This window comes from Denitratimonas tolerans (genome assembly GCF_037203605.1).
GTDB lineage: Bacteria > Pseudomonadota > Gammaproteobacteria > Xanthomonadales > Xanthomonadaceae > Denitratimonas > Denitratimonas tolerans.
The window spans coordinates 206,286-228,123 of record NZ_JBBDHC010000004.1; the positions used below are offsets into that span (position 1 = coordinate 206,286).

Sequence of the window (21,838 nt, forward strand, 5' to 3'; positions counted from 1 at the left end):
ATGATGGACGACCCAAAAGGCAATTCCTTCCCGCCCATCCATCCCCGCCAGCCGCGCGGGTGGCGGACTCAGGGCCGCCGGTACACCACCCCATCCTTCATCACGAAGGACACGTCCATCACCACGGAGATGTCGGCCAGCGGATCGCCCGGCACCGCCACGATATCGGCGCGCTTGCCGACCTCGATCACGCCCTGGTCGTCCACGCCCAGCACCTCGGCCGCGTGCACCGTGGCCGCCTGCAGGGCGTAGGCGGCGGGAATCCCGGCTTCGACCATGTAGATGAACTCGCGCGCGTTGTCGCCGTGCGGGCCCACGCCCATGTCGGTGCCGAAGGCGATCTTCACGCCCGCGCGCCAGGCGCGGCCCGCGGTTTCCTGGATCAGCGCGCCGATGCGCTCGGCCTTGGGCCGCACGACGGGCGGAAAGTAGCCGTCGATCCTGGCCTTGTCGGCCACGAAGCGGCCGGCGTAAACGGTCGGCACGTACCAGGTACCGCGCTCCTTCATCGCCTTGACCACCCGATCGCTCATGTAGGTGCCGTGCTCGATGCTGGTCACCCCGCCCGTCACGGCGCGGTACATGCCCTCCTCGCCGTGCGCGTGCGCGGCGACGCGATAGCCGTAGTCCTTCGCGGTATCGACGATCACCCTGACCTCGTCCACGGTGAACTGCGGCGCGTCGCCCGACTTGGCATAACTCAGCACGCCGCCGGTGGCGGTGATCTTGATGACGTCGCTGCCGTCCTTGTAGCGCTGGCGCACAGCCTGGCGCGCGTCGTCGGGCGAGTTGACCACGCCCTCGGTCGGCCCGGGCGGACCGATCAGGTGCGCCAGACGGTCATTGATGCCGTTGGTCGGATCGGCATGGCCACCGGTGGTCGCGATGGACTTGCCGGCGGCGAAGATGCGCGGCCCCTTCACCAGGCCCTGACCGATCGCATCGCGCAGATGCGGGGCCACTTCACCGCCCAGATCGCGCACGCTGGTGAAGCCGGCCAGCAGGGTCTTTTCGGCATAGCCGACCGCGCGGAAGGCGTAGTCCACCGGATCCAGGCGAAAGCCTTCCGAATAGCTCTGCGGGCTGGACTGGCTGCCCAGGTGCACGTGCAGGTCGGTCCAGCCGGGGCTGCAGGTATGCGCGGAAAGATCGATGACCTCGGCCTCGGGCACGACGGCGCGCCCGTCGCGCACCTCGGCGATCCTGCCCTCGCGCACGACCACGGTGTGCGCGTCGAGGAGCTTGCCCGCACGCGCATCGAACAGCGCGCCGCAGTGCAGGGCCAGGGTGTCGGGCGCGGCCTGCGCCGGCAGTGCGGCCAGGCCGGCGAGGATGGCAAGGATGAGGCGGTGACGGGTCATGCGACGGTCCTCGAGCGAAGTCGGCAGGGAGAATCAGCGACCGGGAACAGAATAGGCCCGCGGCAGCGCGCCGCGTTCGGGGTTCGGTTCCGGACGCAGGTAGCGGTCGCGCAGTTCGGTCTGGCGCGAGCGCATCGGAATCGTACGCCCGTCCATCCAGACCTGGCGCGCGGTGTGCGCGACATCCAGCGGGTCGCCGGTCCACAGCACCAGGTCCGCGCTGCGCCCCACGGCAATGGTGCCGATGCGATCCGCCACCCCGAAGGCATCCGCCGGCACGCGGGTCAGTCCGGCCAGCGCGTCCTCCCACGACAGCCCGTGCGCCACGGCGTTGCCGGCGAGCTGACGGTTCTTGCGTGCGTTGTGCGAACCGTCACCGGAAGGATTGAAGCCGACCGCCACGCCCGCGGCACGCAGGCGCGCGGCATTTTCCAGCGAGGCGTGGATCTGGTCGAAGTTGCCGGGCAGGCCCGACAGCGAATCCAGGAACACCGGCACCTTCGCCGCCGCCAGTGCAGGGGCCAGCTTCCAGGCCTCGGCACCGCCGCTGATGGCGATGGAGAGCCGCTGCTTCCCGGCCCAGCGCAGCAGCTGGCGGATGTCGGCGGCGCGATTCACATCGAACACGATGCGCGCACCGCCATCGATGTAGCGCTTGAGCGCCGTGCGCCCGGCCGGGGTGAGGTGCGCCATTCCCGCCGGCACGGTGCCGCGCAGTTCGGACACGAGCTGGTCGAGCAGCATCCACTGCCCGGCGCGCGACACCCCGCTGAACTCCGACGAGCCGCCGCCCAGCGTGACGAACAGCGCCTTGGGCCCGATCGGGTCCGGACTGCCGTCAAGCCGCACCACCGCGCCCTGCCCGCCGATGATCGATCCGCCCGCGGTCGCGTTGGCCGACAGCAGGGTGAAGCCGATGCCTTCCACCCGCGCCACCGGCGCAAGGATCGAATCCGGGTTGTAGGCCAGCGTCACGTCGAACTCCGGCCGCACCACGATGTCCTTGGCCGTTGCGCCCAGGGCCAGCGCGGCATCGCGGGTGAAGGTTTCGCTGGAAACCTCTTCCAACCCGATGCCGCTGATGCCGCCGAACAGGGTCGGGGTGAGCGGCAGGCCGCCGGCATCGACGACTTCGATGCCTTCGGCCGCCAGATTCGTGCCGATGGCCGCGATCCTGCCATCGCGGACCAGAACGTCGGCCTGGGCCAGCGTGCCCTGCGCGGTGGCGGTATGCACGGTGGCATTGCGGATCAGAAGATTCTGCGCCGACGCGGTCGGCAGCAGCACGGGCAGCAGCGCCAGCACGGAAAGAATGAAGCGCGGGCTCATGGCGTGCCTCCCTGCGAATCGGACTGGCCCAGGAGGAAGTCGGACACCGGCTGGCGCGAGCGGTCCTGCCGGTCGTACATCAGCGCCCCGTCGATCCAGACCTTGTCGGCCAGCGCGTAGGAGCTGAAGGGATTGCCGTTCCACAGCACCACGTCACCCATCTTGCCGGCCTCCAGGGTGCCGGTCTGCTCCAGCACGCCGAGCGAGCGCGCCGGATTTTGCGTGAGCCAGCGGATCGCGCGCTCGGGCGCGACCTCGATGCCGGCGCGGCGGCCCGCGGCCATCGCCTTGGCCGCCTCCTGGTTGAGCCGCTGGATGCCCTCGGGCGAATCGGAATGCACGATAGCGCAGCCGTTGGTCGGGCGATCGACCATCACCAGGTTTTCCTGGATGCCGTCGAAGGCCTCCATCTTGAAACCCCACCAGTCGGCCCAGAGCGAGGCGCACACGCCCTCGCCCGCCAGCCGATCGGCCAGCTTGTAGGCCTCCACGCCGTGGTGGATCGAGGCGATGGTGAAGCCGAACTCGCGCGCCAGATCCAGCATCACCGCGATCTCGTCGGCGCGGTAGCAGTGGATGTGCACCTGGATTTCGCCGGCCATCGCGGCGGCCAGCGTATCGAGCTTGAGGTCACGCTTGCCCGGTTCGCTGCCGGCACGACGCCGGGCGTATTCCCGGGCCTCGATGAAGGCGGTGCGGAGGCCGGCCACGTTGCCCATGCGCGTCATCGGCCCGCCCTTCTGGCCGTAGACGCGCTTGGGATTTTCCCCGCAGGCCATCTTCAGTCCGTAGGGCGCACCGGGAAACTTCATGCCTTGCACGTCCACGCTCGGCACGTTCTTGAGCGTCACTCCGCGCCCGCCCACGAGGTTGGCCGAACCGGGAAGCAGTTGCAGGGTGGTCACTCCGCCGGCCAGCGCCGCGGCGAAACCGGGGTCCTGCGGCCAGGCCGAGTGCTCGGCCCAGACCTGCGACGTCACCGGTGCCACCATCTCGTTGCCGTCGGCGTGCGACTGCGTGCCGGGGCTGGGATACACGCCCAGGTGCGAGTGGTTGTCGATGATGCCCGGCGTCACCCACTTGCCGCTGCCATCCACGCGCAGCGCACCGGCAGGTGCCGTCAGGCCCACGCCCACGGCCGCGATGCGACCGTCCTGCAGCAGCACGTCGGCACCATCGAGGCGTTCGCCGTTGCCGACCAGCACGGTCGCACCGGTGATCAGGACCGGCGCGGACGCGACCGGGCGGTAGGTGCTGGAATAGACCTCACCGGTCCACGGCGGCGGCTCAGGCGACGCGGGCTTCTTCCGTGCCATCGCGGACGGGGAAACAGCCAGCGCCAGCACGGCGGCGCACAGCGCGGCAATCGGGAATCGGAGCATGGGATTCACGCGGGTATTTCGGGCCAGTGACCATAGCCTGAACACGCCGGGCGGCGTACAGGCCGAAAGTCACGCCGGCGCGATCCCGGTCGCAGTTGGCGCGCGCCCGTCGCGCTACAGGGCGCTGTCCAACGGCACCGCCTCGGTGGCGCGCAGCCGCGAGCGGTCGCGCTGGTCCTTGAAGGCGAATGCCAGCGCCACCAGGGTCACCAGGATGATCGCGCAGAATCCGGTGATGGTGGCGGCCGCCCAGGAGCTGACTTTGAGGGTCGAGAAGACGATGGCGGTGATGACCGCGATGCCCACCGAGGTGCCGATGCGCTGGCCGGTCTGCATGATCGCGCCGGAGCTGCCGGCATAGGCGAGCGGCACGTCGGCCAGGGTGAGGGTCTGGTTGGGACTGATGATGGAACCCTGCGCCAGTCCGACGAACGAAAGGCTCAGCACCAGCCACCACACGCTCAGGTACCCGGCTTCGTGCAGCGCAATGACGACGCAGCACAGGATCAGGCCGACGATGGCCAGGATCAGGCCGCCGATCACCACGCGTCGGCCGAGCCGCGCCACGCGCTTGCCGGCCCAGTGCGCGGCATAGGCGGACAGCAGCGAGGCGGGAATGCCGAACACGCCCGATTCGAACGCGCTGCGCCCATCGCCCTTCTGCACATAGAGCGCCAGCAGCACCCAGATGCTGGTCATGCCGAGGAAATACAGGGTCATGATGACGGTGCCGTTGGCAAAGCTCGGGATCGAAAAGATGCCCAGGTCCACCATCGGGCTGAAACCCCTGCGCGCCCAGCGCCGCTCCCAGGCCACCCACATCACCAGCAGCAGCGCGCTCGCCGGCAGCAGCAACCAGATGTGCAGCGAATCGCGCGCTTCGACGAAGGGATACAGCACCGCCAGCACCGCCAGCCCGAGCAGCAGCGCGCCGACCGGATCGAGCGAACGCCAGCCGCCGCGCACCGTTCCTCCCGCGCCCGCGGCGCGCCGGAACAGCGGCCGGGGAAACCAGCGCAGGCCCATTGCCAGGGTCAGGAGCCCGATGGGCAGGTTGATCAGGAAGGTCAGCCGCCAGCCCAGGTCGACCCCGGCCACCTTGATGAGGAAGCCCGCCAGCACCGGTCCGATCGCCACCGAGACGCCGACCGCGGTGCCAAGGCGGCCAAAGGCGCGCCCGCGCTCCTCGCCGTGGAAGTACTGCTGGATCATGCCCAGCGCCTGCGGGCTGAGCAGGCCCGAACCCACGCCCTGCATCAGCCGCGCAGCGTTGAGCCAGTTGGCCGAAGGCGCCAGCCCGGCCGCCGCCGAGGACAGCGTGAAGACGACCACGCCGACAAGGAAGATGCCGCCGCGTCCGAAGATGTCACCGGCGCGGCCGGCCGACACCAGCACCACGCCGAAGGTGAGCGCATAGCCGGACAGCACCCACTGGATGTCCGACAGCGAGGCATCGAGCGCGACCTGGATCGAGGGCAGCGCGACGTTGACGATGCTCACCCCGATCAGCGACATGAAGATCGCGATCAGGAGGACCGACAGGATCCGCCAGCGCACCGGATCATCGGAGACGGCCGGAAGATCCGCGCGCCGCGAGGCAGGCAGCGGGGACTGGCTCATGCCGCATCAAGACCAGGGCGCGGGAAGGAGGCACATTGTAGTGCCGCGGGCACCGCGGCCTTTCGGGCGAGGTTCATGCGCGCCGGACGGCTCAGTTCGCGTTCAAGACAAAGCGGTCCGCATCACGGAATGCCGGGAAACGCTCGCGGTGCGCGCGCAGGCCTTGCGCCGACAGGGTGACGGTGACCACCTGCGGCTGTTCGCCCAGTTCCACCAGCGGCTGGCCGAGCGGATCGAGCGCGGCGCTGTCGCCGGCGTAGTGGAAGCCGTTGCCGTCGGTACCCACGCGGTTGACGCCGACCACGCAGGCGAGGTTCTCGATCGCGCGTGCGCGCAGCAGGGTGCGCCAGGCGTAGCGCCGCGCGCTGGGCCAGTTGGCGACATAGAGCGCCAGATCGTATTCACAGCCGCCGCCCTCGGGCACGCGGTTGCGGCTCCACACCGGGAAGCGCAGGTCGTAGCAGACCAAGGGCAGCACGCGCCAGCCGCGGCAGCGGGTGATGATGCGGCTTTCGCCCTGACCGTAGCGCAGGTGCTCGTCGGCCATGCGGAACAGGTGGCGCTTGTCGTACCAGAGCAGTCCGCCGCCGGGCTCGGCCCACAGCAGGCGGTTCCAGACGCGTCCGGCTTCCGCGATCACCATCGAGCCGGTCACCACCGCGCCCACCTCGTCGGCCAGCGCCCGCAGCCAGGCGACGCTGGCACCGTGCATGTCCTCGGCCTCGCCGATGGCCTCGTTGCCGAAGCCGCTGGTGAAGGTTTCCGGCAGCACGATCAGGTCGGTCTGACCCGCCAGCGGGCGCATCAGGCCGCCGTAGCGCGCACGATTGGCGGCGGCGTTGCGCCAGACCGTATCGGCCTGGACCAGGGAAACCCGCAGGTCGGATTCAGGGGCGAGGTTCATTCAGTGGCTCACAGCGTGCGCAGGCGCTCGGCAGCGGCCTGCTGGGTGGCGTCGGACTTGGCAAAGCAGAACCGCACCAGGCGCTGGCCCGGCGGCGGCTCGGCCAGGAACGGCGAGAGCGGAATCGCGGTGACCCCCTTCTCCACGGTCAGCCAGCGGCAGAAGGCGAGGTCATCCAGATCGCTGATGGCCGAATAGTCGGCGAGCTGGAAATAGGTGCCGGCCACCGGCAGCGGCCGGAACGGGGTATCGGCCAGCAGCGCACGGAAGCGATCGCGCTTGTCCTGATAGAACGCCGGCAGTTCCAGGTGATGCTCCGGATGCTCGCGCATCATCCGCGCCAGCGCGTGCTGGGCCGGGTTGAAGCTGCAGAAGGTGACGTACTGGTGCACCTTGCGGAACTCCGCCGACAGCGCCGGCGGGGCGATGCAATGGCCGAGCTTCCAGCCGGTGCAGTGGTAGGTCTTGCCGAACGAGGACACCACGAAGCTGCGCGCCGCCAGCTCCGGGTGGCGCAGCACGCTCTGGTGGACGGCACCGTCGAACACGATGTGTTCGTACACCTCGTCGGACAGGAGCAGCACGCGCGTCTCCCGGAGGATTGCGGCCAGCGCATCGAGATCGGCGGCGGAAAACACCGCGCCGGTCGGGTTGTTCGGCGAGTTGACGATCAGCATCCGGGTGCGCGGCGTGATGGCCTCGCACACGCGCTGCCAGTCGACGTGGAAGTCCGGCTCGACCAGCGGCACGTGCACCGCGCGCGCGCCGGCCAGGTCGATCGCCGGCTCGTAGCTGTCGTAACAGGGATCGAGCACGATCACTTCGTCGCCGGCGCGCACCGCGGCATGCACCGCGCAGAAGATCGCCTCGGTGGCACCGCTGGTGACGGTGATGTCGCTGCCGGCATCCACCCGCGCGCCGTACAGACCGGCCGCCTTTTCGGCGATGGCCTCGCGCAGCGCCGGCACGCCCGCCATCGGCGCGTACTGGTTGTGGCCCTCGCGCATCGCCTGCGCCAGCGCCTCCACCAGAAAGGGCGGCACGTCGAAATCGGGAAAGCCCTGGCCGAGGTTGACCGCCGAATGCTCGGCCGCCAGCTGCGACATCGTGGTGAAGATCGTGGTGCCGACGCGCGGCAGCTTGGTGGCGAGGGCAAGGTTCACTGGCAGGGCACCGGCGAAGTCAGCATCTCGACATCCTCCCAGCTCTTCCACTGCCCACCCATCGGCGCGGGGAAGGTCAGGTCGGTGCCCATCCGGCCATGCGTCGCGTCCACGAAGCGGCGTCGGAACACACCGATGTCGGTCGTGGTCGACGGCCCCATCGAGCACAGCGGGCAGGCTCCCGTCATCACCTGGGCCACCAGCTCCCGCAGTTCGCCCACCGGGGCCGAGGCCTCGCGGTGCGCGCGCGTCCAGCGTGCGCGACCCTGCGCGTCGTAGATGTAGGCCAGGTAGGTCTCAAGGCCCGGATAGGTCAGGATTTCGAAGCCGAAGCCCGAGCGCGCCGGGGTGTACCAGTTGCCGTCCGGCTTGAGCGCCCCGCCCGGCAGCGGTTCGCAGGCACCGCCCGCGGCCTCGATCAGCACCAGCTTCTGCGATCCGCTCTCGCCGTCGAGATTGAAGCTCACCCGCATGTTCCGGGAATCGATGAAGCTCAGCGTGGCATCGCCCACGACCACCGCGTGGGTCCGGCTGCCGTCCCAGGTGAAGCGATACAGCGCATAGGTCGCATTGCCCTGCGTCGGCCCCGGCGCGGTCAGGGTGCCGCCCAGCCAGGCCGGCGTGCCGTCCTGCAGGTAGGTGTACCAGGACAGCGTCCAGATCGCGCCGTCGGCGAACGGTGAAAAGAAGAAGCCGGAACCGGAGCGATCCGGGTTGAACCAGTTGCCGTAGCCCGGCTGCGGGCGGTCGGTGCCGTAATCCAGCATTATCGACAGATCGAAGTTCGCCACGGCCTGCCCCACGTTCACCGGCGTCACGTACCAGCGCCCCGGCGCGAGGGCAGCCCCGCTCACCTGCACCGCATCGTTGGCACCGGGATTCGATGAGGCCGCCGCCGCGGCGCTGCGCGGCGGTGCCGCGGCAATCGACGGCGAAGACGGCGAGGGCTCGTGCGCCAGATACAGCTTGACCTCGCCACTGCCCTGGCTGGTGGCGCGCAGCCGCGTCGCATTCGGCGGCACCTCCACGTACAGGCGATCCTGCGCCTGACCGGCCAGCAGGCGCATGGTCCGCTTCTCGCCCGGCACCAGAGCGGCCGCGGCCGGCGTACCGTTGGACGCGCGCGTCAGCTTGACCAGCACTTGCGCCACGCCGTCCGGGCGGGCGCTGCCCGCGCCGATGATCAGGTGCCCCCAGCGCGACTCGCCCGGTGCCAGCGTCGGGTCGTTCCACGCCAGCCGCACCCGGAACGCCTCGCCGTCGACGGTGACGCCGGGGCCGGTCGCCACCAGCGGCCGCTGCGTCTCGGCCCGCTGCGAGGCGACGAGCGGCACCAGCGCGGCGTTGACCACGACGCGATCCTGCCCGGCGGCGGACGCGCGCCAGTTCTGCACCAGGATCCAGAAGTGCTCGCCCTGCGCCACGTCAAGCACCAGATCGCAATGCTCGGTTGCCGTGGGCGAGGCCGACTTGCAGATCCGCGTGCCGTCGCTTGGCAGCGCCGACGCGCTCGAGGCCCGCCCGACGTAGAGGTCGATGTCGCCCGCGGTGCTGGAGGACGCCTCCACGCGCAGCCGCATGCGGCCGCCGCGATCGGCCACAAGCCGGAAGAGGCTGACGCCCTCGTTCGCCGCGCCGAGGTTGTCGTAAACCTCGTCCTTGGTCGGGTCCTGCGGGATCATCGGCGCGGCGGACAGCGGTTCGACCAAGTCGCTGCCGGCAAAGCGCGCGCTCGGCAGCGCGACCAGTCCGGAGAGCGCAACGTCGCTCCAGCCGGATTCCGATTCGACCTGCGCACCGGCCTGGGGCAGCACGATCTGTGCCGGCAGGTTGCCGGCGGAAGGCCGGATCGCCACCGGCAGGACGATGTCGGGGGAGCCGCCGCCTACGCGCGACAGCTTCACGCTGCCGCTCAGCCAGCGCCCGAATTCGGCGTCGGCCGATGGCGCGAAGCGGAACTGCAGCGCCTGCGTGCCGCCGGCAGCCACGGTGAATCCGGGCGGCGTGATCGTCATCGTGCCGCCGGGCACCTGCGCCGAGGCCTGCCACTGGCCACCGCTGGCCAGATCCTGGACGGTGCGGGTGAACTCGCAGGCGCGCAGGCAGTTCCCGTCCACCAGCGCGCCTTGGTTGAGTGTGCGCGCCGAACCGCTGGCTGCGCGGAACTCGGTGCCGGAGACCGGGAAATACAGTCCCGCGCGCACCGCTCGGGACAGGTCGATCGTGCCCGCGCCGGCATCGAGCGCGCCGGCCGGCGTGACGTCATCGGACAGGCGCACGCTGGCGCGCGCGGTTCCCTGCAGCGCGCTTTCCACCTGCGTCGGGCCCCACGACGGATGCCCCCCGCGCAGCAGCGCGACCGCGCCGCTGACGTGCGGCGCGGCCATCGAGGTTCCGCTCATGTAGCCGAACGAGGTGGCGGAGTCCTTGTAGGCCGCGAGGATGTTGGTGCCGGGGGCGGCGAGGTTGGGCTGGAGCCAATCACCAGCCACCGGACCGCGCCCGCTGCTGGCCGCCAGCACGTCGCCGAAGGCCGCCACCCGCTCCACGGCCGAGGCACCGATCATGGCGCGATGCCCGCTGCCGCTGGCCAGCCACTGCTTGAGCACCACGCCGGCCGCGTAGGGCAGATGCGTGGCGGGCAGCTCGTGGGCATCGGCCACCAGGCTGGCACCATCGGCCGCGGCGTTCACCAGGATCATCCCGCCGCCGCCGGCGTTCTTCACGTTGAGGCCCTTCACCACGCGGGCGTAGATGCCGCGATCGCACACCACGATCTGCCCGGAAAACGGCGTGCCACTCCAGGGCGAGGTGCTGGTGTCCGGCGGCAGCGCGTCCACGTTCGGGCCGGTCGCGCACAGCGCGGAGCCGAAGCTGCCGGCGTGGACGACCGGTGCCGGCCCGTAGCCCGTCTGGGTCAGGCTGGCCCCGGCGAGCATTCCGCCCGACGGGGGCGGCGAGCCACCGCCGCTGAGCGTCACCCGCGCCACGTTGGCTCGGTCGTGGCTGACGTTGGCCACGCCGATCACCCAGGGCGCGTTGGCGGGCGAGGTCAGGCTGCCTGGCTCGGGCCCGTCGTTTCCCGCCGAGACCACGATCACCACGCCCGCTTCGCGCGCCGCCAGCATGGCCTGCATCTCCGAACCGCTGGCCCAGGGATCGCGCGCGTCGCCGCCGATCGAATAGTTGATGACGTCGACGCGATCCTCGACCGCCTTGTTGATCGCGGCGAGCGTCCAGCTGCCGCGGCACTTGGCCTCGGCCTCGCAGGCCTTGTAGCTGACGAGATTGGCGCGCGGCGCCACGCCGGAAACGCGATAGGTGTCGTTGCCGGATCGCAGGTTCATGGGATTGCCCGCTGCGATCGACGCCACGTGCGTGCCGTGGCCATCCAGGTCGATCCCGTCGTTGGCCTCCTTGTCGCTGTCGCCGGTGGTGAGGTCATGGATGCCGATCAGCTTGGCGTTGCATCCGGCCGACGTGGAGCCGGCGCACAGGCCGAGGTAGCGGCCGCGCGGATTCTGGATCGGATATCCGTCGCTGTTGTTGCCGAAGGCACGATGGCTCGGCGTGATGCCGGTGTCGATGATGCCGATCACGCGGTTTTCGCCGCGGTTGCCGCCGCTGGCCGGGGTGGCGCTCCAGATCGCATCGGCGCGGATCCAGGCCGGCCCGGCATCGGTCATGGGCCGGCGCACGAACTCCGGCTCGACGGAAACCACGCCCGGGATGCGGCGCACCGCGTCCGCTTCGGCCGGCGTCAGCGAAAGCGCCACACCATTGTTCACCACGTCGTAGGCGAAAAGCGGATCGAGCGGACGCCCGATGCGCACCGCCATGTCGCCCAGGCGCTCGGCGCGCAGCTCGGCCAGCGCGGCGCGATAGGCGCGGGACGCAGGGGCATCCACGTCCAGGCGCGCCGCGCCGGTCACCGCCGGGCTGGTGGCCTTCAGCCCGCGCAGCTTGGGCTGGGCGCGGTCATCGGCACCGCGGAAGACGGCCAGCGGCGCATCCTCGAACTCCACCAGCCAGACCGAACCGGCCGCTGCCTTCGCAGAAGGAACGTCAGGCCCGGCAGCCAGCACCGCGCCGGCACCAAGGCCCGCCGCCAACGCCAGACACACCATCACATCGCGCATATCGATTCTCTCCGGGCAGGGGCGGCACGCCACGCGGCCTCGCGCATGAACCGCGTCAATCCAAATATCCTGCCACAGCCTCGGCGTGAAACCACCCGCACCGCGTCGGTGCCCAGCGGCGGCGCGACAGGGCAGGCAAATCCCGTGACCTTCTCCCCGATCCCGGCTAGCATCTGCGCCCGATGAGTCCTCTTGCCACCTCCGCGCCCGCCGCGGCGCTGCTGCGCGCCGAGGGACTGGGCTTCGACCGCAACGACGAGCCGATCTTCGGGCCACTGGATTTCCACGTCGAAGCTGGCGAGGCAGTGCTGATCCACGGCAGCAACGGCTCGGGCAAGACCACCCTCCTGCGCGTGCTGGCCGGGTTGCTTCCGGCGACGCGCGGGCGAATCCTCATCGAAGGCGAGCCCGCCACGGTCGAGCGCATCGCCGGCACCTGCACCCTGCTCGGGCACCTGCTCGGGCACAAGGGCGAACTGACCGCAGTGGAAAACCTCGAATTCGCCTGCGGCCTGTTCGGCCAGCGCCCCGGTTCGGACATCGATGCGGCCCTGGCCACCGTGGGCCTGGCCGGATTCGAGGACGCGCTGGCGCGGCAGTTTTCCGCCGGACAGCGCAAGCGCCTGGCGCTGGCGCGCCTGCTGCTGGTTCCCGCGCCGCTGTGGCTGCTGGACGAGCCCTACGCCAACCTCGACCTGCCCGGCATCGAGCTGGTCAACCGGCTCATCGGCCTGCACCTGGCGCGTGGCGGCGCGGCGCTGGTCACCAGCCACGGTGCCTATGCCACCGGCGCGGTGCGCACGCGCACGCTGGAGCTGGAGGCAGTCCGTGCTTGAACGAGCCGCCCTGATCCATCGCGAGCAAGCTCGCTCCTGCGGGAGGGCGCGTCGTGGCTGAGCAGCCATCCACCCCCGCGGCGTTCGGAGCGCTGCTGCGGCGCGACTTCCGGCTGCTGTGGCGGCGGCGCGGCGACGCGATCAACCCGGTGCTGTTCGCGCTGCTGGTGATCTCGCTGTTTCCTTTCGCGCTGGGGCCGGAGCCCACGACGCTGGCACGGATCGCGCCTGGGGTGATCTGGGTGGCGCTACTGCTGGCCGGCCTGTTGTCGCTCGATACCCTGTTTCGCGCCGATCTGGACGACGGCAGCCTGGAGCAGCTCATGCTGGCACCGCATCCGCTGTCGGTGCTGGTGGGCGGCAAGATCCTGGTGCATTGGGCCAGCACCGCGCTGCCGCTGATCGTGGCCACGCCACTGTTCGCCACCCTGCTCTACCTGCCCGAGGGCACGCTCGGGCCGCTGATGCTCTCGCTGCTGCTGGGCACGCCCCTGCTCAGTCTGATCGGCGCGGTGATCGTGGCGCTCACGGTCGGGATGCGTCGCTCTGGTATGCTTTTGGCCCTTTTGGCCCTGCCGCTTTACGTGCCCGTGCTGATCTTCGGCGCCGGCAGCGTGATGGCGGCAGCACACGGTCTGCCCTACGACGGCGCGCTGCTGCTGTTGGGGGCGGGCCTGGTGATGACACTGGTACTGGCCCCGCTGGCCGCCGCGGCGGCGCTGAGAATTGCCCTCCAATGAATCGCTTCATGCGCTGGGTGCACTATCTGGGTGCACCGCCCAACTTCCATGCCTTCGCCTCCCGCTGGGTGCCCTGGTTCCATCTCGCGGCACTGCCACTGATGGCCTGGGGCATCTGGCAGGCGCTGTTCGTGGTGCCGGCCGACTACCAGCAGGGCGACAGCTACCGCATCCTCTTCATCCACGTGCCAAGCGCCTGGATGAGCCTGTTCATCTACGGCGTGATGGCGGTGAACGGCTTCATCGCCCTGGTCTGGCGCATCAAGCTGTCCGAAGTGCTGGCGATGAGCTGTGCGCCGATCGGTGCCGCCTTCACCTTGGTCACGCTCGCCACCGGCGCGATCTGGGGCAAGCCGATGTGGGGCACCTGGTGGACCTGGGACGCGCGCCTGACCTCGGAACTGGTGCTGCTGTTCCTGTACCTGGGCGTGATGGGCCTCTATGCCGCGATCGAGGACCGCCGCGCGGCAGCGCGTGCCGCCTGCTTCCTCGCCCTGATCGGCCTGGTCAACGTCCCGATCGTGCACTTCTCGGTAGAATGGTGGAACTCGCTGCATCAGGGCGCGACGATCCGCCTGTTCGGCAAATCCACGATCGATCCAAGCATGCTGCCGCCCTTGATCGCGCTTACTTTCGGCACCAAGCTCTGGTTCGCAGGCTCGCTCCTGGCACGCACCCGGGCCACGATGTACGAGCTGGAATCGACCAAGGACTGGGTACGGCGGGACATGGAAGCGCGCGGATGAACTTCAGCCTGGATCAATACGCCCCCTACGTCTGGTCCAGCTATGCGATCTTCGTCGCGATGCTGGCCTGGGACTACGTGATTCCCCGCCTGCGCCTGCGCCGCACGCGCCGCGTCGTGGCAGCCCGCCTCAGGCGCGAGGCGGCCCGCAACACTGGAGGTACGCCATGAACCCGACCCGCAAACGCCGCCTGTACGTGGTGATCGCCGTGCTGGTCGCCGGCTTGATCGCCGGCGTCCTGGTGGTCAAGGCGCTGAGCAGCAATCTCGCCTATCTCTACACCCCCGCCGAAGTGCTGGCGGGCGACGCCGGCGAGCGCGCCGTGTTCCGCCTGGGCGGCATGGTCAAGGAAGGCTCGATCGAGCGCATCGAAGATTCGCTGGAAAGCCGTTTTACGGTGAGCGACGGCGATGCCGAACTGGTGGTGTCCTACACCGGCATCCTTCCCGACCTGTTTCGCGACAATCAGTCGGTGATCGCCACCGGCGCGATGCAGGGCGGCCGCTTCGTGGCCACCGAAGTGCTGGCCAAGCACGACGAGACCTACATGCCGCGCGAGCTGGCCGAAAAGATGGAAGCCGCACACACCAAGCACAACGTGCCGGACACCGCGCAGGCCACCGATGCTCCCTGAACTGGGCAACTTCGCGCTGATCCTGGCGCTGGTGATCGCACTGGCGCTGGCGACGCTGCCGCTGATCGGCGCGTGGCGCAAGCAGGCGGCGCTGATCGCCACGGCGCGGCCGGCGGCGCTCGGGCAATTCGTGTTCGTGGCGCTGTCCTTCGTCATCCTGGCGATCGCCTTCGTGCAGGGCGACTTCTCGGTCCAATACGTCGCCCAGAACTCCAACTCCCTGCTGCCGGTGATGTATCGCATTTCGGCGGTGTGGGGCGCGCACGAGGGCTCGCTGCTGCTTTGGATCCTGATCCTGGCCGGCTGGACGCTGGCGGTGGCGGTATTCTCGCGCAACCTGCCCGATGAGGTGGTGGCGCGCGTGCTGGGCGTGCTGGGCTGGGTCAGCGTCGGCTTCCTCGCCTTCGTTCTGTTCACCTCCAACCCCTTCGACCGCCTGCTGCCTGCGGCGGCGGAAGGCCGCGATCTCAACCCGATGCTGCAGGACGTCGGCCTGATCCTGCACCCGCCGATGCTCTATTTCGGCTACGTCGGCTTCTCGGTGGCCTTCGCCTTTGCCGTAGCCTCGCTGCTGGGTCGTGAACTGGACCCGCGCTGGGTGCGCTGGGCGCGGCCCTGGACCAACGTGGCCTGGGCCTTCATGACGATCGGCATCGCGCTGGGTTCCTGGTGGGCCTATTACGAACTGGGCTGGGGCGGCTGGTGGTTCTGGGATCCGGTGGAAAACGCCAGCTTCATGCCCTGGCTGGTAGGCACCGCGCTGATCCATTCGCAGGCGGTCACGGAAAAGCGCGGCGGCTTCCGCGGCTGGACCATCCTGCTGGCCATCGCCGCGTTCTCGCTGTCGCTCCTGGGCACCTTCATCGTGCGCTCGGGCGTGCTGACCTCGGTCCATGCCTTCGCCTCCGATCCCGGGCGCGGCGTCTTCATCCTCATCTTCCTCATCGTGGTGACGGGCGGCTCGCTGCTGCTGTACGCGCTGCGCGCACCGGGACAGGAGGCCGGCAAGCCCTTTGCCGCGCTGTCGCGCGAAACCCTGCTGCTCATCAACAACCTCATGCTGTCGGCGGCGGCTGCGATGGTGCTGGTCGGCACGCTTTCGCCGCTGCTGTTCGAGGCGCTCAACCTGGGCAAGATTTCCGTCGGCCCGCCCTACTTCGCCACACAGTTCGTCTGGCTGATGCTGCCGGTGGTGGTGCTGCTGCCGTTCGGGCCGTTCGCGCGCTGGGGTCGCGAGCAGTTTCCGCGCCTTCTGCCGACCCTGCGGATCAGCTTCGCCTGCGCCGTGATCGCCGCGACCATTGCCTGGCTGCTGGGCGATGGCTGGGACATCCTCGCCATCGCCGGCGTCGCCGGCAGCGCGTGGATCCTCGGCGGCGTGGCGCTCTATGCCATCCAGCGCATCCGCCAGATGCCCGCCGGGCGGCGCTTCCCGCCGGAAATGCTCGGCATGCTGCTGGCCCACACCGGCGTCGCGGTGTTCATCGTCGGCGCGCTGGTCGTGGAAACCGTGGGCGTGGAAAAGGATGTGGCGGTGTCGCCGGGCCAGGTGACCGAGGTGCGCGGCTACGAATTCCGCTTCGACGGCGTCTCGCACAAGGTCGGGCCGAACTACGAGGCCGACCGCGGCACCGTCACGGTCACGGCCAAGGGGCGCCAGATCGCGGTGCTGCACCCGGAAAAGCGCGCCTACGCCAGCGGCGGCCAGGTGATGACCGAGGCAGCGATCGCGCCAGGCCTGTTCCGCGACCTGTACGTGGCGCTGGGCGAACCGCTGGGCGCGGAAAACTGGGCGCTGCGCATCTATGTGAAGCCCTTCGTGCGCTGGATCTGGCTGGGCGCGCTGATGATGATGCTCGGCGGTTTCATCGCGGCGGCGGACCGGCGCTTCCGACGCGACCTGGCCCCGTCGCGCGAAGCCATCGACGCGCCTTCGACAGACGCGCCCGCGTCCGCCGTCGCGGCACCGGCCGGAGTGGTCTGACCGTGCTCAAGCACTGGCTGCCGCTGATCCTGTTCGCCTCGCTCGGCCTGCTGCTGTGGGCCGGCATCCGCCTGTCGCAGCAGCGCGACCCGAACGCCATTCCCTCGCCCTTCATCGACCGCCCACTGCCGGCATTCTCGCTGCCGATGCTGCACGATCCCTCGCGCACGGTCGATTCGGCCAGTCTCATCGGCACGCCTTATCTCCTCAACGTCTGGGCGAGCTGGTGCCCGGAGTGCCGGGTCGAGCATCCCGAGTTCGAGAAACTGGCCCGCGCCGGCGTGATCCGCGTGGTGGGCTACAACTACAAGGACGAGCCGCAGGACGCGACGCGCTGGCTGCAGCAGTTCGGCGATCCCTACGAAGTGATCGTGGCCGACGAATCCGGCCGCACCGCGATCAACCTGGGCATCTATGCCGCGCCGGAAACCTTCTTCGTGGATGCGCAGGGCATCGTGCGCTTCAAGCATATCGGCGCGCTCACCCCTGAAATCATCGCGCGGGAAATCATGCCGCGGCTGAAGGCGGCAGCGCGATGAGCGTTTTTGCAATCACTCGCCGCAGGATCGCCGCGGCGCGAAGAGTCTCCCCCACTCCAACCCTCCCTCCTGTCGGAACCGGGGGAGAAGAAGCAACAAGCCGAGGGCGGGGGCTTGCCGGGCGCGCGCTGCTGGCGCTGTTGCTCTGTCTTGCCGCCGCCGCCGCTTTCGCGGTCGATCCGATGCCCTTCCGCGATGCCGCCGAGGAGGCGCGCTTTCGCGCGCTGGCCGCCGAACTGCGCTGCGTGATGTGCCAGAACCAGTCGCTGGCCGACTCCAGTGCACCCATCGCGCGCGACCTGCGCAACGAGGTGCTCGAACTCATGCAGCAGGGCAAGAGCGACGACGAGATCAAGGCCTTCCTGACTGAGCGCTATAGCGACTTCGTGCTCTACCGCCCGCCGCTGCGCGGCAGCACGCTATGGCTGTGGATCGCGCCACCGCTGCTGCTGCTCGGCGGTGCCGCCGTCCTTTTCGCCGTGGTGCGCCGGCGCGCCACCGCCGCCGGCTCGCCGCCGCAATCCGAAGACAACGAGGACTGGTGATGACCGCGTTCTGGATCCTGTGCGCGGTGATGGTCATCGCGGCGCTCGCCTTTCTCATCCCGCCGCTGCGACGCAGCGCGCGCGGCGTGGCGATTGCCCTCGTGGTGCTGGTCCCGCTGATCAGCATCGCGCTGTACTACCGGCTCGGCGATCCGCGCGTGTTCGATCCGGCGGTGCAATCGGCCACCGCCGCCATGCAGCAGGCCCGTCAGGAAGGCATGCCGCCGATGGAACAGGCCATCGCCGGCCTGCGCGACCGGCTGGAGCGCGAGCCCGACGACCTGGAAGGCTGGCTGCTGCTCGGCCGCGCCTACAAGAGCATCGAGCGCTTTTCCGACGCCCAGACGGCCTTCTCCCGCGCCATGGCGCTGGCACCCGAATCGGGCAGCGTGATGATCGAGTACGCCGAGGCGCAGACGCTGGCCTCGCCCTCGCGCCGCTTCGAAGGCGAGGCGCTGCTGCTGCTCGAACTCGCCCTGCGGCTCGAGCCCGACAACCAGCGCGGGCTGTGGCTGCGCGGCATCGCACATTACCAAGCGGGCGAAACCAATCAGGCGATGGCGGTCTGGGAGCACCTGCTCACGGTGATTCCCGAAGACAGCCCGACCCGCGGAACCCTGCGCCAGCGCATCGACGAACTGAGGGCGCAGGCCGGCATTGCCGTACCCGCGCAGCCTGCGCCCGCCTCTCAAGCGGCCGCCGCATCGCCCGTCCGCCTCACCGTGCAGGTGTCGCTGTCGCCTGCCCTGGCCGGCCGCATGGCACCCGATGACACCCTGTTCGTGTTTGCCCGCGCACCCGAGGGATCACGCGCGCCGCTCGCGATCCAGCGCCTGGCGGCGCGCGACCTGCCGCTCACCGTGACGCTCGACGACAGCCACGCCATGGTGCCGCAGATGAACCTTTCCAGCGTGACGCAGGTGGTGGTAGGCGCGCGCATCTCGCGCAGCGGCAGCGCGCAGGCGCAGCCGGGCGATCTGGAAACCCTCTCGCCCGCGATTTCCACCTCGCGAACCGAGCCGGTCGAACTGGTCATCGACCGCATCGCCCCCTGACCGCGCCGTGGCCGAGTTCATTCCACCCGCGACGCGGTTCTTCAATCTGCCCTCGCCCTTCGCGATGCGGCGCGGCGGCAGCCTGACGGGCGCGCGCCTGGCGTATGAAACCTGGGGCACGCTGTCGCCGGCCCGCGACAACGCCATCCTGATCCACACCGGCCTGTCGCCCAGCGCACATGCGGCCTCGCGCGAGGCCAACCCGGAGCCGGGCTGGTGGGAGGCGATGATCGGCCCGGGCAAGGCCATCGACACGCGCCGCTGGTTCGTGATCTGCGCCAACCCGCTGGGAAGCTGCAAGGGCTCCACCGGACCGGCTTCGACCAATCCGGCCAGCGGGGAAACCTACCGCCTCGACTTCCCCGACCTTGCGCTGGAGGACATCGCCGCATCGACCGGCGCGCTGGTGCAGGCGCTGGGCATCGAGCGGCTGGCCGCCCTGATCGGCTGCTCGCTGGGCGGCATGTCCTCACTGGCCTACCTGCAGCAGTTTCCCGGCGCGGTCGGCTCGTACATCAACATTTCCGGTGCCACGCACGCGCTGCCCTTCTCCATCGCGATCCGCTCGCTGCAGCGCGAGGCGATCCGGCTCGATCCGGCCTGGGACCAGGGCCGCTATACCGAGGAAAGCTACCCCGAATCGGGGATGCGCATGGCGCGCAAGCTCGGCGTGGTCACCTACCGCTCGGCGCTGGAATGGGACGGGCGTTTCGGCCGGGTGCGGCTGGACCCCGACCGCCGCGAAGACGATCCCTTCGGCCTGGAGTTCGAAGTGGAGTCCTATCTGGAAGGGCACGCGCGGCGTTTCATCCGCCAGTACGACCCCAACTGCTACCTCTACCTCAGCCGCGCGATGGACTGGTTCGACCTGTCCGAATCCGCCGGCGGCGACGCCATCGCCGCACTGGCGACGCTGCGCGTGCCGCGCGCCCGGGTTCTGGGCGTCACCACCGACATCCTGTTCCCGAGCAGCCAGCAGGAGGAAATCGCCGAGGGGCTGCGCCGCGGCGGCAGCCAGGCCGAGTGCCTCGCCTTCCCCTCGCCGCAGGGCCACGACGCCTTCCTCGTGGACTTCGCGCGCTTCTCGCCGGCGGTGGCCGAGTTCCTCGCCGGGGCCTGAAGACAGGTCCGATCAGCCCTCCGCGGCGGGCAGCGGGGCATTGCCTCGCGCCCGGATCTTCGCCACGCCGCGCGCGCTGGCCAGGCGCAGGTCGTCGAGAATGGCGTAGATCGTCGGCAGGAACAGCAGCGTGACCACGGTGGAGAACGCCAGGCCGCCGGCGATGGCGCGTGCCATCGGGTAGTACGGCGGGCCGCCGCCGGCGATCTGCGTGGTGGAGAGGCTGATCGGCACCATGCCCAGGATCGCGCAGCCCATGGTCATCAGGATCGGCCGCAGCCGGTCGCGGCACCCTTGCACCAGGGCTTCGGTGCGGGGCAATCCGCCGCGTCGCAGGGTGTTGATGTGCTCCACCATCACGATGCCGTTGTTCACCACCACGCCCATCAGCACCAGGATGCCGATCGAGGCCATGATGGTGAAGGTGGTGCCGGTCAGTGCAAACAGCCAGAACACGCCCAGGATCGAAAACCCGATGCCCGAGAGGATCGCGGCCGGAAACAGCAGCGACTCGAACACCGCCGCCATCACCACGTAGATCATCACCAGCGCGATCAGGGTGTTGAACAGCATCTGCTGGCCGGCCTCGTCGTTCTGCCGGAACGCGCCCTCGAAGGTGTAGCCGTAGCCGGCGGGCAGCGTGGTGGCCGACATCACCGCCGCCATCGCGCGGCGCGCGTCAGGTGCCGTGGCACCGGGCGCAAGGTCGGCCTTGAGTTCCAGCATGGTCTGTCGATCCACGCGGGTGACCTGGGTGGCTGACGGGCGCAGATCCACGTCGATCAGTGCCATCAGCGGGATCTGCTCCCCCGCCGCCGAGCGCAGCATGAAGCCGCTCAGATCCGAAATGCGGGTTTCCTCGGCATCGGCAAAGCGCAGCTGCACCGGGATCTCGTTGCCGTCGCGGCGGAACTCGCGCAGCGGCGTGCCGCGCAGCGCGATGCCGACGTAGCTGGCCACCTCCTGGGCGGAAAAGCCATAGCGCGCGGCGCGCTCACGGTCCACATGGATGGCCAGCTCGCTGTTGCGGTCACCGGTTTCCACGCGCACGTCGCGCAGCTCGGGGCGCTGCGCCAGGAGCGGCACCAGCGCATCGCCGAGCTCCTTCAGCAGTTGCGCCGAATCGCCAACCAGCACCACCGTCATCACTTCCTGTTCGCCACTGCCCTGCGCGCCCTGGAATCCGAAGTCAGCACGCGCCGAGGGTGGCAACCCTTCGCGGATTTCTTCCATCACCTCGCGCGCATCGCGCAGGCCGCGCCCTTCCGATCGCAACGTCAGCCGGGTGCCGCCCCAGCCCTGCTCGCTGTAGCGGACTGAGACGTATGGTCAGTTCAGGCTTGATTTATTCTTGCTTGCTCCTCAATACTCTGCTCTACGCGCAGAGGATTGTGGTGCGAAGCTCTCTTGCTCTGGCAATCAAACGCTCATGTACACCAATGGATCGCTATGGAACTGATGAACGGCTTCACCCGACAGCAAATCGGCAGTTGTATCTCGCCACGCAAACTTGATCTCACGCTACTTCCGACAGAAAAGTGTAATTTCCGCTGTGTTTATTGCTATGAAGAATTCGAACATGGCGCTATGCCACCGCACGTTGTAGAGGGTGTTTGCAACCTAATCACTCGCCGCGCAGAAACTGGCCTTGAGAATCTTTCACTTAGGGAAGGTCTGAACAAGCCCTCCCGCTTCGCGTCCGCATCGCCTTCGGAACGCGGCTGAAGCAGTCTTTCGCGAT

Annotated in this window: 17 protein-coding genes and 1 pseudogene; 10 read left to right on the forward strand and 8 right to left on the reverse strand. The window is 69.3% G+C overall.

The genetic code is table 11. The annotated features are described in order from the left end of the window. Window positions 1-68: 68 nt before the first annotated feature. The 7 genes from WB794_RS04530 to WB794_RS04560 form a co-directional block, all read right to left on the reverse strand. Window positions 69-1,361, reverse strand: a complete 1,293-nt coding sequence (locus WB794_RS04530) for a metal-dependent hydrolase family protein (RefSeq protein ID WP_337334658.1) — start codon at window positions 1,359-1,361, stop codon at window positions 69-71. A 33-nt stretch (window positions 1,362-1,394) separates the two neighbouring features. After that, the gene (locus tag WB794_RS04535; RefSeq protein WP_337334659.1) at window positions 1,395-2,690 is read right to left on the reverse strand and encodes an amidohydrolase family protein; all 1,296 of its coding nucleotides are present in this window, start codon (window positions 2,688-2,690) and stop codon (window positions 1,395-1,397) included. Then, window positions 2,687-4,006, reverse strand: coding sequence for an amidohydrolase (locus tag WB794_RS04540; RefSeq protein WP_415926643.1), 1,320 nt, complete (start codon window positions 4,004-4,006; stop codon window positions 2,687-2,689). The genes WB794_RS04535 and WB794_RS04540 overlap by 4 nt, the downstream gene beginning before the upstream one ends. Before the next feature lie 180 nt (window positions 4,007-4,186). Beyond that, window positions 4,187-5,692: an MFS transporter gene (locus tag WB794_RS04545; RefSeq protein WP_337334660.1), complete on the reverse strand. Its 1,506-nt coding sequence runs from the start codon at window positions 5,690-5,692 to the stop codon at window positions 4,187-4,189. A 91-nt stretch (window positions 5,693-5,783) separates the two neighbouring features. Further along, the gene (locus tag WB794_RS04550) at window positions 5,784-6,596 is read right to left on the reverse strand and encodes an amidohydrolase (protein WP_337334661.1); all 813 of its coding nucleotides are present in this window, start codon (window positions 6,594-6,596) and stop codon (window positions 5,784-5,786) included. 8 nt (window positions 6,597-6,604) lie between these two features. Continuing rightward, window positions 6,605-7,759 carry a pyridoxal phosphate-dependent aminotransferase gene (locus tag WB794_RS04555; protein ID WP_415926641.1) on the reverse strand — a complete coding sequence of 385 codons (1,155 nt, stop codon included), beginning with the start codon at window positions 7,757-7,759 and terminating at the stop codon, window positions 6,605-6,607. Continuing rightward, the gene (locus tag WB794_RS04560) at window positions 7,756-11,898 is read right to left on the reverse strand and encodes a S8 family serine peptidase (protein ID WP_337334662.1); all 4,143 of its coding nucleotides are present in this window, start codon (window positions 11,896-11,898) and stop codon (window positions 7,756-7,758) included. The genes WB794_RS04555 and WB794_RS04560 overlap by 4 nt, the downstream gene beginning before the upstream one ends. 182 nt (window positions 11,899-12,080) lie before the next feature. On the opposite strand from WB794_RS04560, the gene ccmA reads away from it, so the two are divergent. From ccmA to metX, 10 genes are all read left to right on the forward strand, one after another. Then, complete coding sequence (gene ccmA / locus WB794_RS04565; RefSeq protein ID WP_337334663.1) at window positions 12,081-12,734, forward strand: heme ABC exporter ATP-binding protein CcmA; 654 nt, start codon at window positions 12,081-12,083, stop codon at window positions 12,732-12,734. Window positions 12,735-12,787: 53 nt separating this feature from the next. Further along, a complete protein-coding gene (ccmB, locus tag WB794_RS04570; RefSeq protein WP_337334664.1) occupies window positions 12,788-13,474 on the forward strand; it encodes a heme exporter protein CcmB in 687 nt (228 codons plus the stop codon). Beyond that, complete coding sequence (locus WB794_RS04575; RefSeq protein ID WP_337334665.1) at window positions 13,471-14,220, forward strand: heme ABC transporter permease; 750 nt, start codon at window positions 13,471-13,473, stop codon at window positions 14,218-14,220. Before ccmB ends, WB794_RS04575 begins: the two co-directional genes overlap by 4 nt. Continuing rightward, on the forward strand, window positions 14,217-14,390 hold the full coding sequence (gene ccmD / locus WB794_RS04580; RefSeq protein ID WP_337334666.1) for a heme exporter protein CcmD: 174 nt from the start codon (window positions 14,217-14,219) through the stop codon (window positions 14,388-14,390). Before WB794_RS04575 ends, ccmD begins: the two co-directional genes overlap by 4 nt. Beyond that, window positions 14,387-14,854 (forward strand): cytochrome c maturation protein CcmE, encoded by a 468-nt coding sequence (gene ccmE, locus WB794_RS04585; protein WP_337334667.1) that lies wholly within the window; start codon window positions 14,387-14,389, stop codon window positions 14,852-14,854. The genes ccmD and ccmE overlap by 4 nt, the downstream gene beginning before the upstream one ends. Beyond that, window positions 14,844-16,838: a heme lyase CcmF/NrfE family subunit gene (locus WB794_RS04590; protein WP_337334668.1), complete on the forward strand. Its 1,995-nt coding sequence runs from the start codon at window positions 14,844-14,846 to the stop codon at window positions 16,836-16,838. Before ccmE ends, WB794_RS04590 begins: the two co-directional genes overlap by 11 nt. Window positions 16,839-16,840: 2 nt before the next feature. Beyond that, on the forward strand, window positions 16,841-17,377 hold the full coding sequence (locus WB794_RS04595) for a DsbE family thiol:disulfide interchange protein (protein ID WP_337334669.1): 537 nt from the start codon (window positions 16,841-16,843) through the stop codon (window positions 17,375-17,377). A 131-nt stretch (window positions 17,378-17,508) separates the two neighbouring features. Then, window positions 17,509-17,922 carry a cytochrome c-type biogenesis protein gene (locus WB794_RS04600; protein ID WP_337334679.1) on the forward strand — a complete coding sequence of 138 codons (414 nt, stop codon included), beginning with the start codon at window positions 17,509-17,511 and terminating at the stop codon, window positions 17,920-17,922. Then, the gene (locus WB794_RS04605) at window positions 17,922-18,977 is read left to right on the forward strand and encodes a tetratricopeptide repeat protein (protein ID WP_337334670.1); all 1,056 of its coding nucleotides are present in this window, start codon (window positions 17,922-17,924) and stop codon (window positions 18,975-18,977) included. The genes WB794_RS04600 and WB794_RS04605 overlap by 1 nt, the downstream gene beginning before the upstream one ends. Before the next feature lie 7 nt (window positions 18,978-18,984). Next, entirely contained in the window at window positions 18,985-20,097 is a 1,113-nt protein-coding gene (metX, locus tag WB794_RS04610; RefSeq protein WP_337334671.1) for a homoserine O-acetyltransferase MetX, read from the forward strand. A gap of 12 nt (window positions 20,098-20,109) precedes the next feature. On the opposite strand, the pseudogene WB794_RS04615 reads toward metX, so the two are convergent. Further along, window positions 20,110-21,387 (reverse strand): annotated as a pseudogene (locus WB794_RS04615) (efflux RND transporter permease subunit); the annotation flags it as partial. Window positions 21,388-21,838: the final 451 nt, after the last annotated feature.

Bases quoted from the DNA above. Each gene is read 5' to 3' on its own strand.
- WB794_RS04530 (WP_337334658.1), bottom strand. From the start codon at position 1,361: ATGACCCGTCACCGCCTCATCCTTGCCATCCTCGCCGGCCTGGCCGCA.
- WB794_RS04535 (WP_337334659.1), bottom strand. From the start codon at position 2,690: ATGAGCCCGCGCTTCATTCTTTCCGTGCTGGCGCTGCTGCCCGTGCTG.
- WB794_RS04540 (WP_415926643.1), bottom strand. From the start codon at position 4,006: ATGGCACGGAAGAAGCCCGCGTCGCCTGAGCCGCCGCCGTGGACCGGT.
- WB794_RS04545 (WP_337334660.1), bottom strand. From the start codon at position 5,692: ATGAGCCAGTCCCCGCTGCCTGCCTCGCGGCGCGCGGATCTTCCGGCC.
- WB794_RS04550 (WP_337334661.1), bottom strand. From the start codon at position 6,596: ATGAACCTCGCCCCTGAATCCGACCTGCGGGTTTCCCTGGTCCAGGCC.
- WB794_RS04560 (WP_337334662.1), bottom strand. From the start codon at position 11,898: ATGCGCGATGTGATGGTGTGTCTGGCGTTGGCGGCGGGCCTTGGTGCC.
- ccmA (WP_337334663.1), top strand. From the start codon at position 12,081: ATGAGTCCTCTTGCCACCTCCGCGCCCGCCGCGGCGCTGCTGCGCGCC.
- WB794_RS04575 (WP_337334665.1), top strand. From the start codon at position 13,471: ATGAATCGCTTCATGCGCTGGGTGCACTATCTGGGTGCACCGCCCAAC.
- ccmD (WP_337334666.1), top strand. From the start codon at position 14,217: ATGAACTTCAGCCTGGATCAATACGCCCCCTACGTCTGGTCCAGCTAT.
- ccmE (WP_337334667.1), top strand. From the start codon at position 14,387: ATGAACCCGACCCGCAAACGCCGCCTGTACGTGGTGATCGCCGTGCTG.
- WB794_RS04590 (WP_337334668.1), top strand. From the start codon at position 14,844: ATGCTCCCTGAACTGGGCAACTTCGCGCTGATCCTGGCGCTGGTGATC.
- WB794_RS04605 (WP_337334670.1), top strand. From the start codon at position 17,922: ATGACCGCGTTCTGGATCCTGTGCGCGGTGATGGTCATCGCGGCGCTC.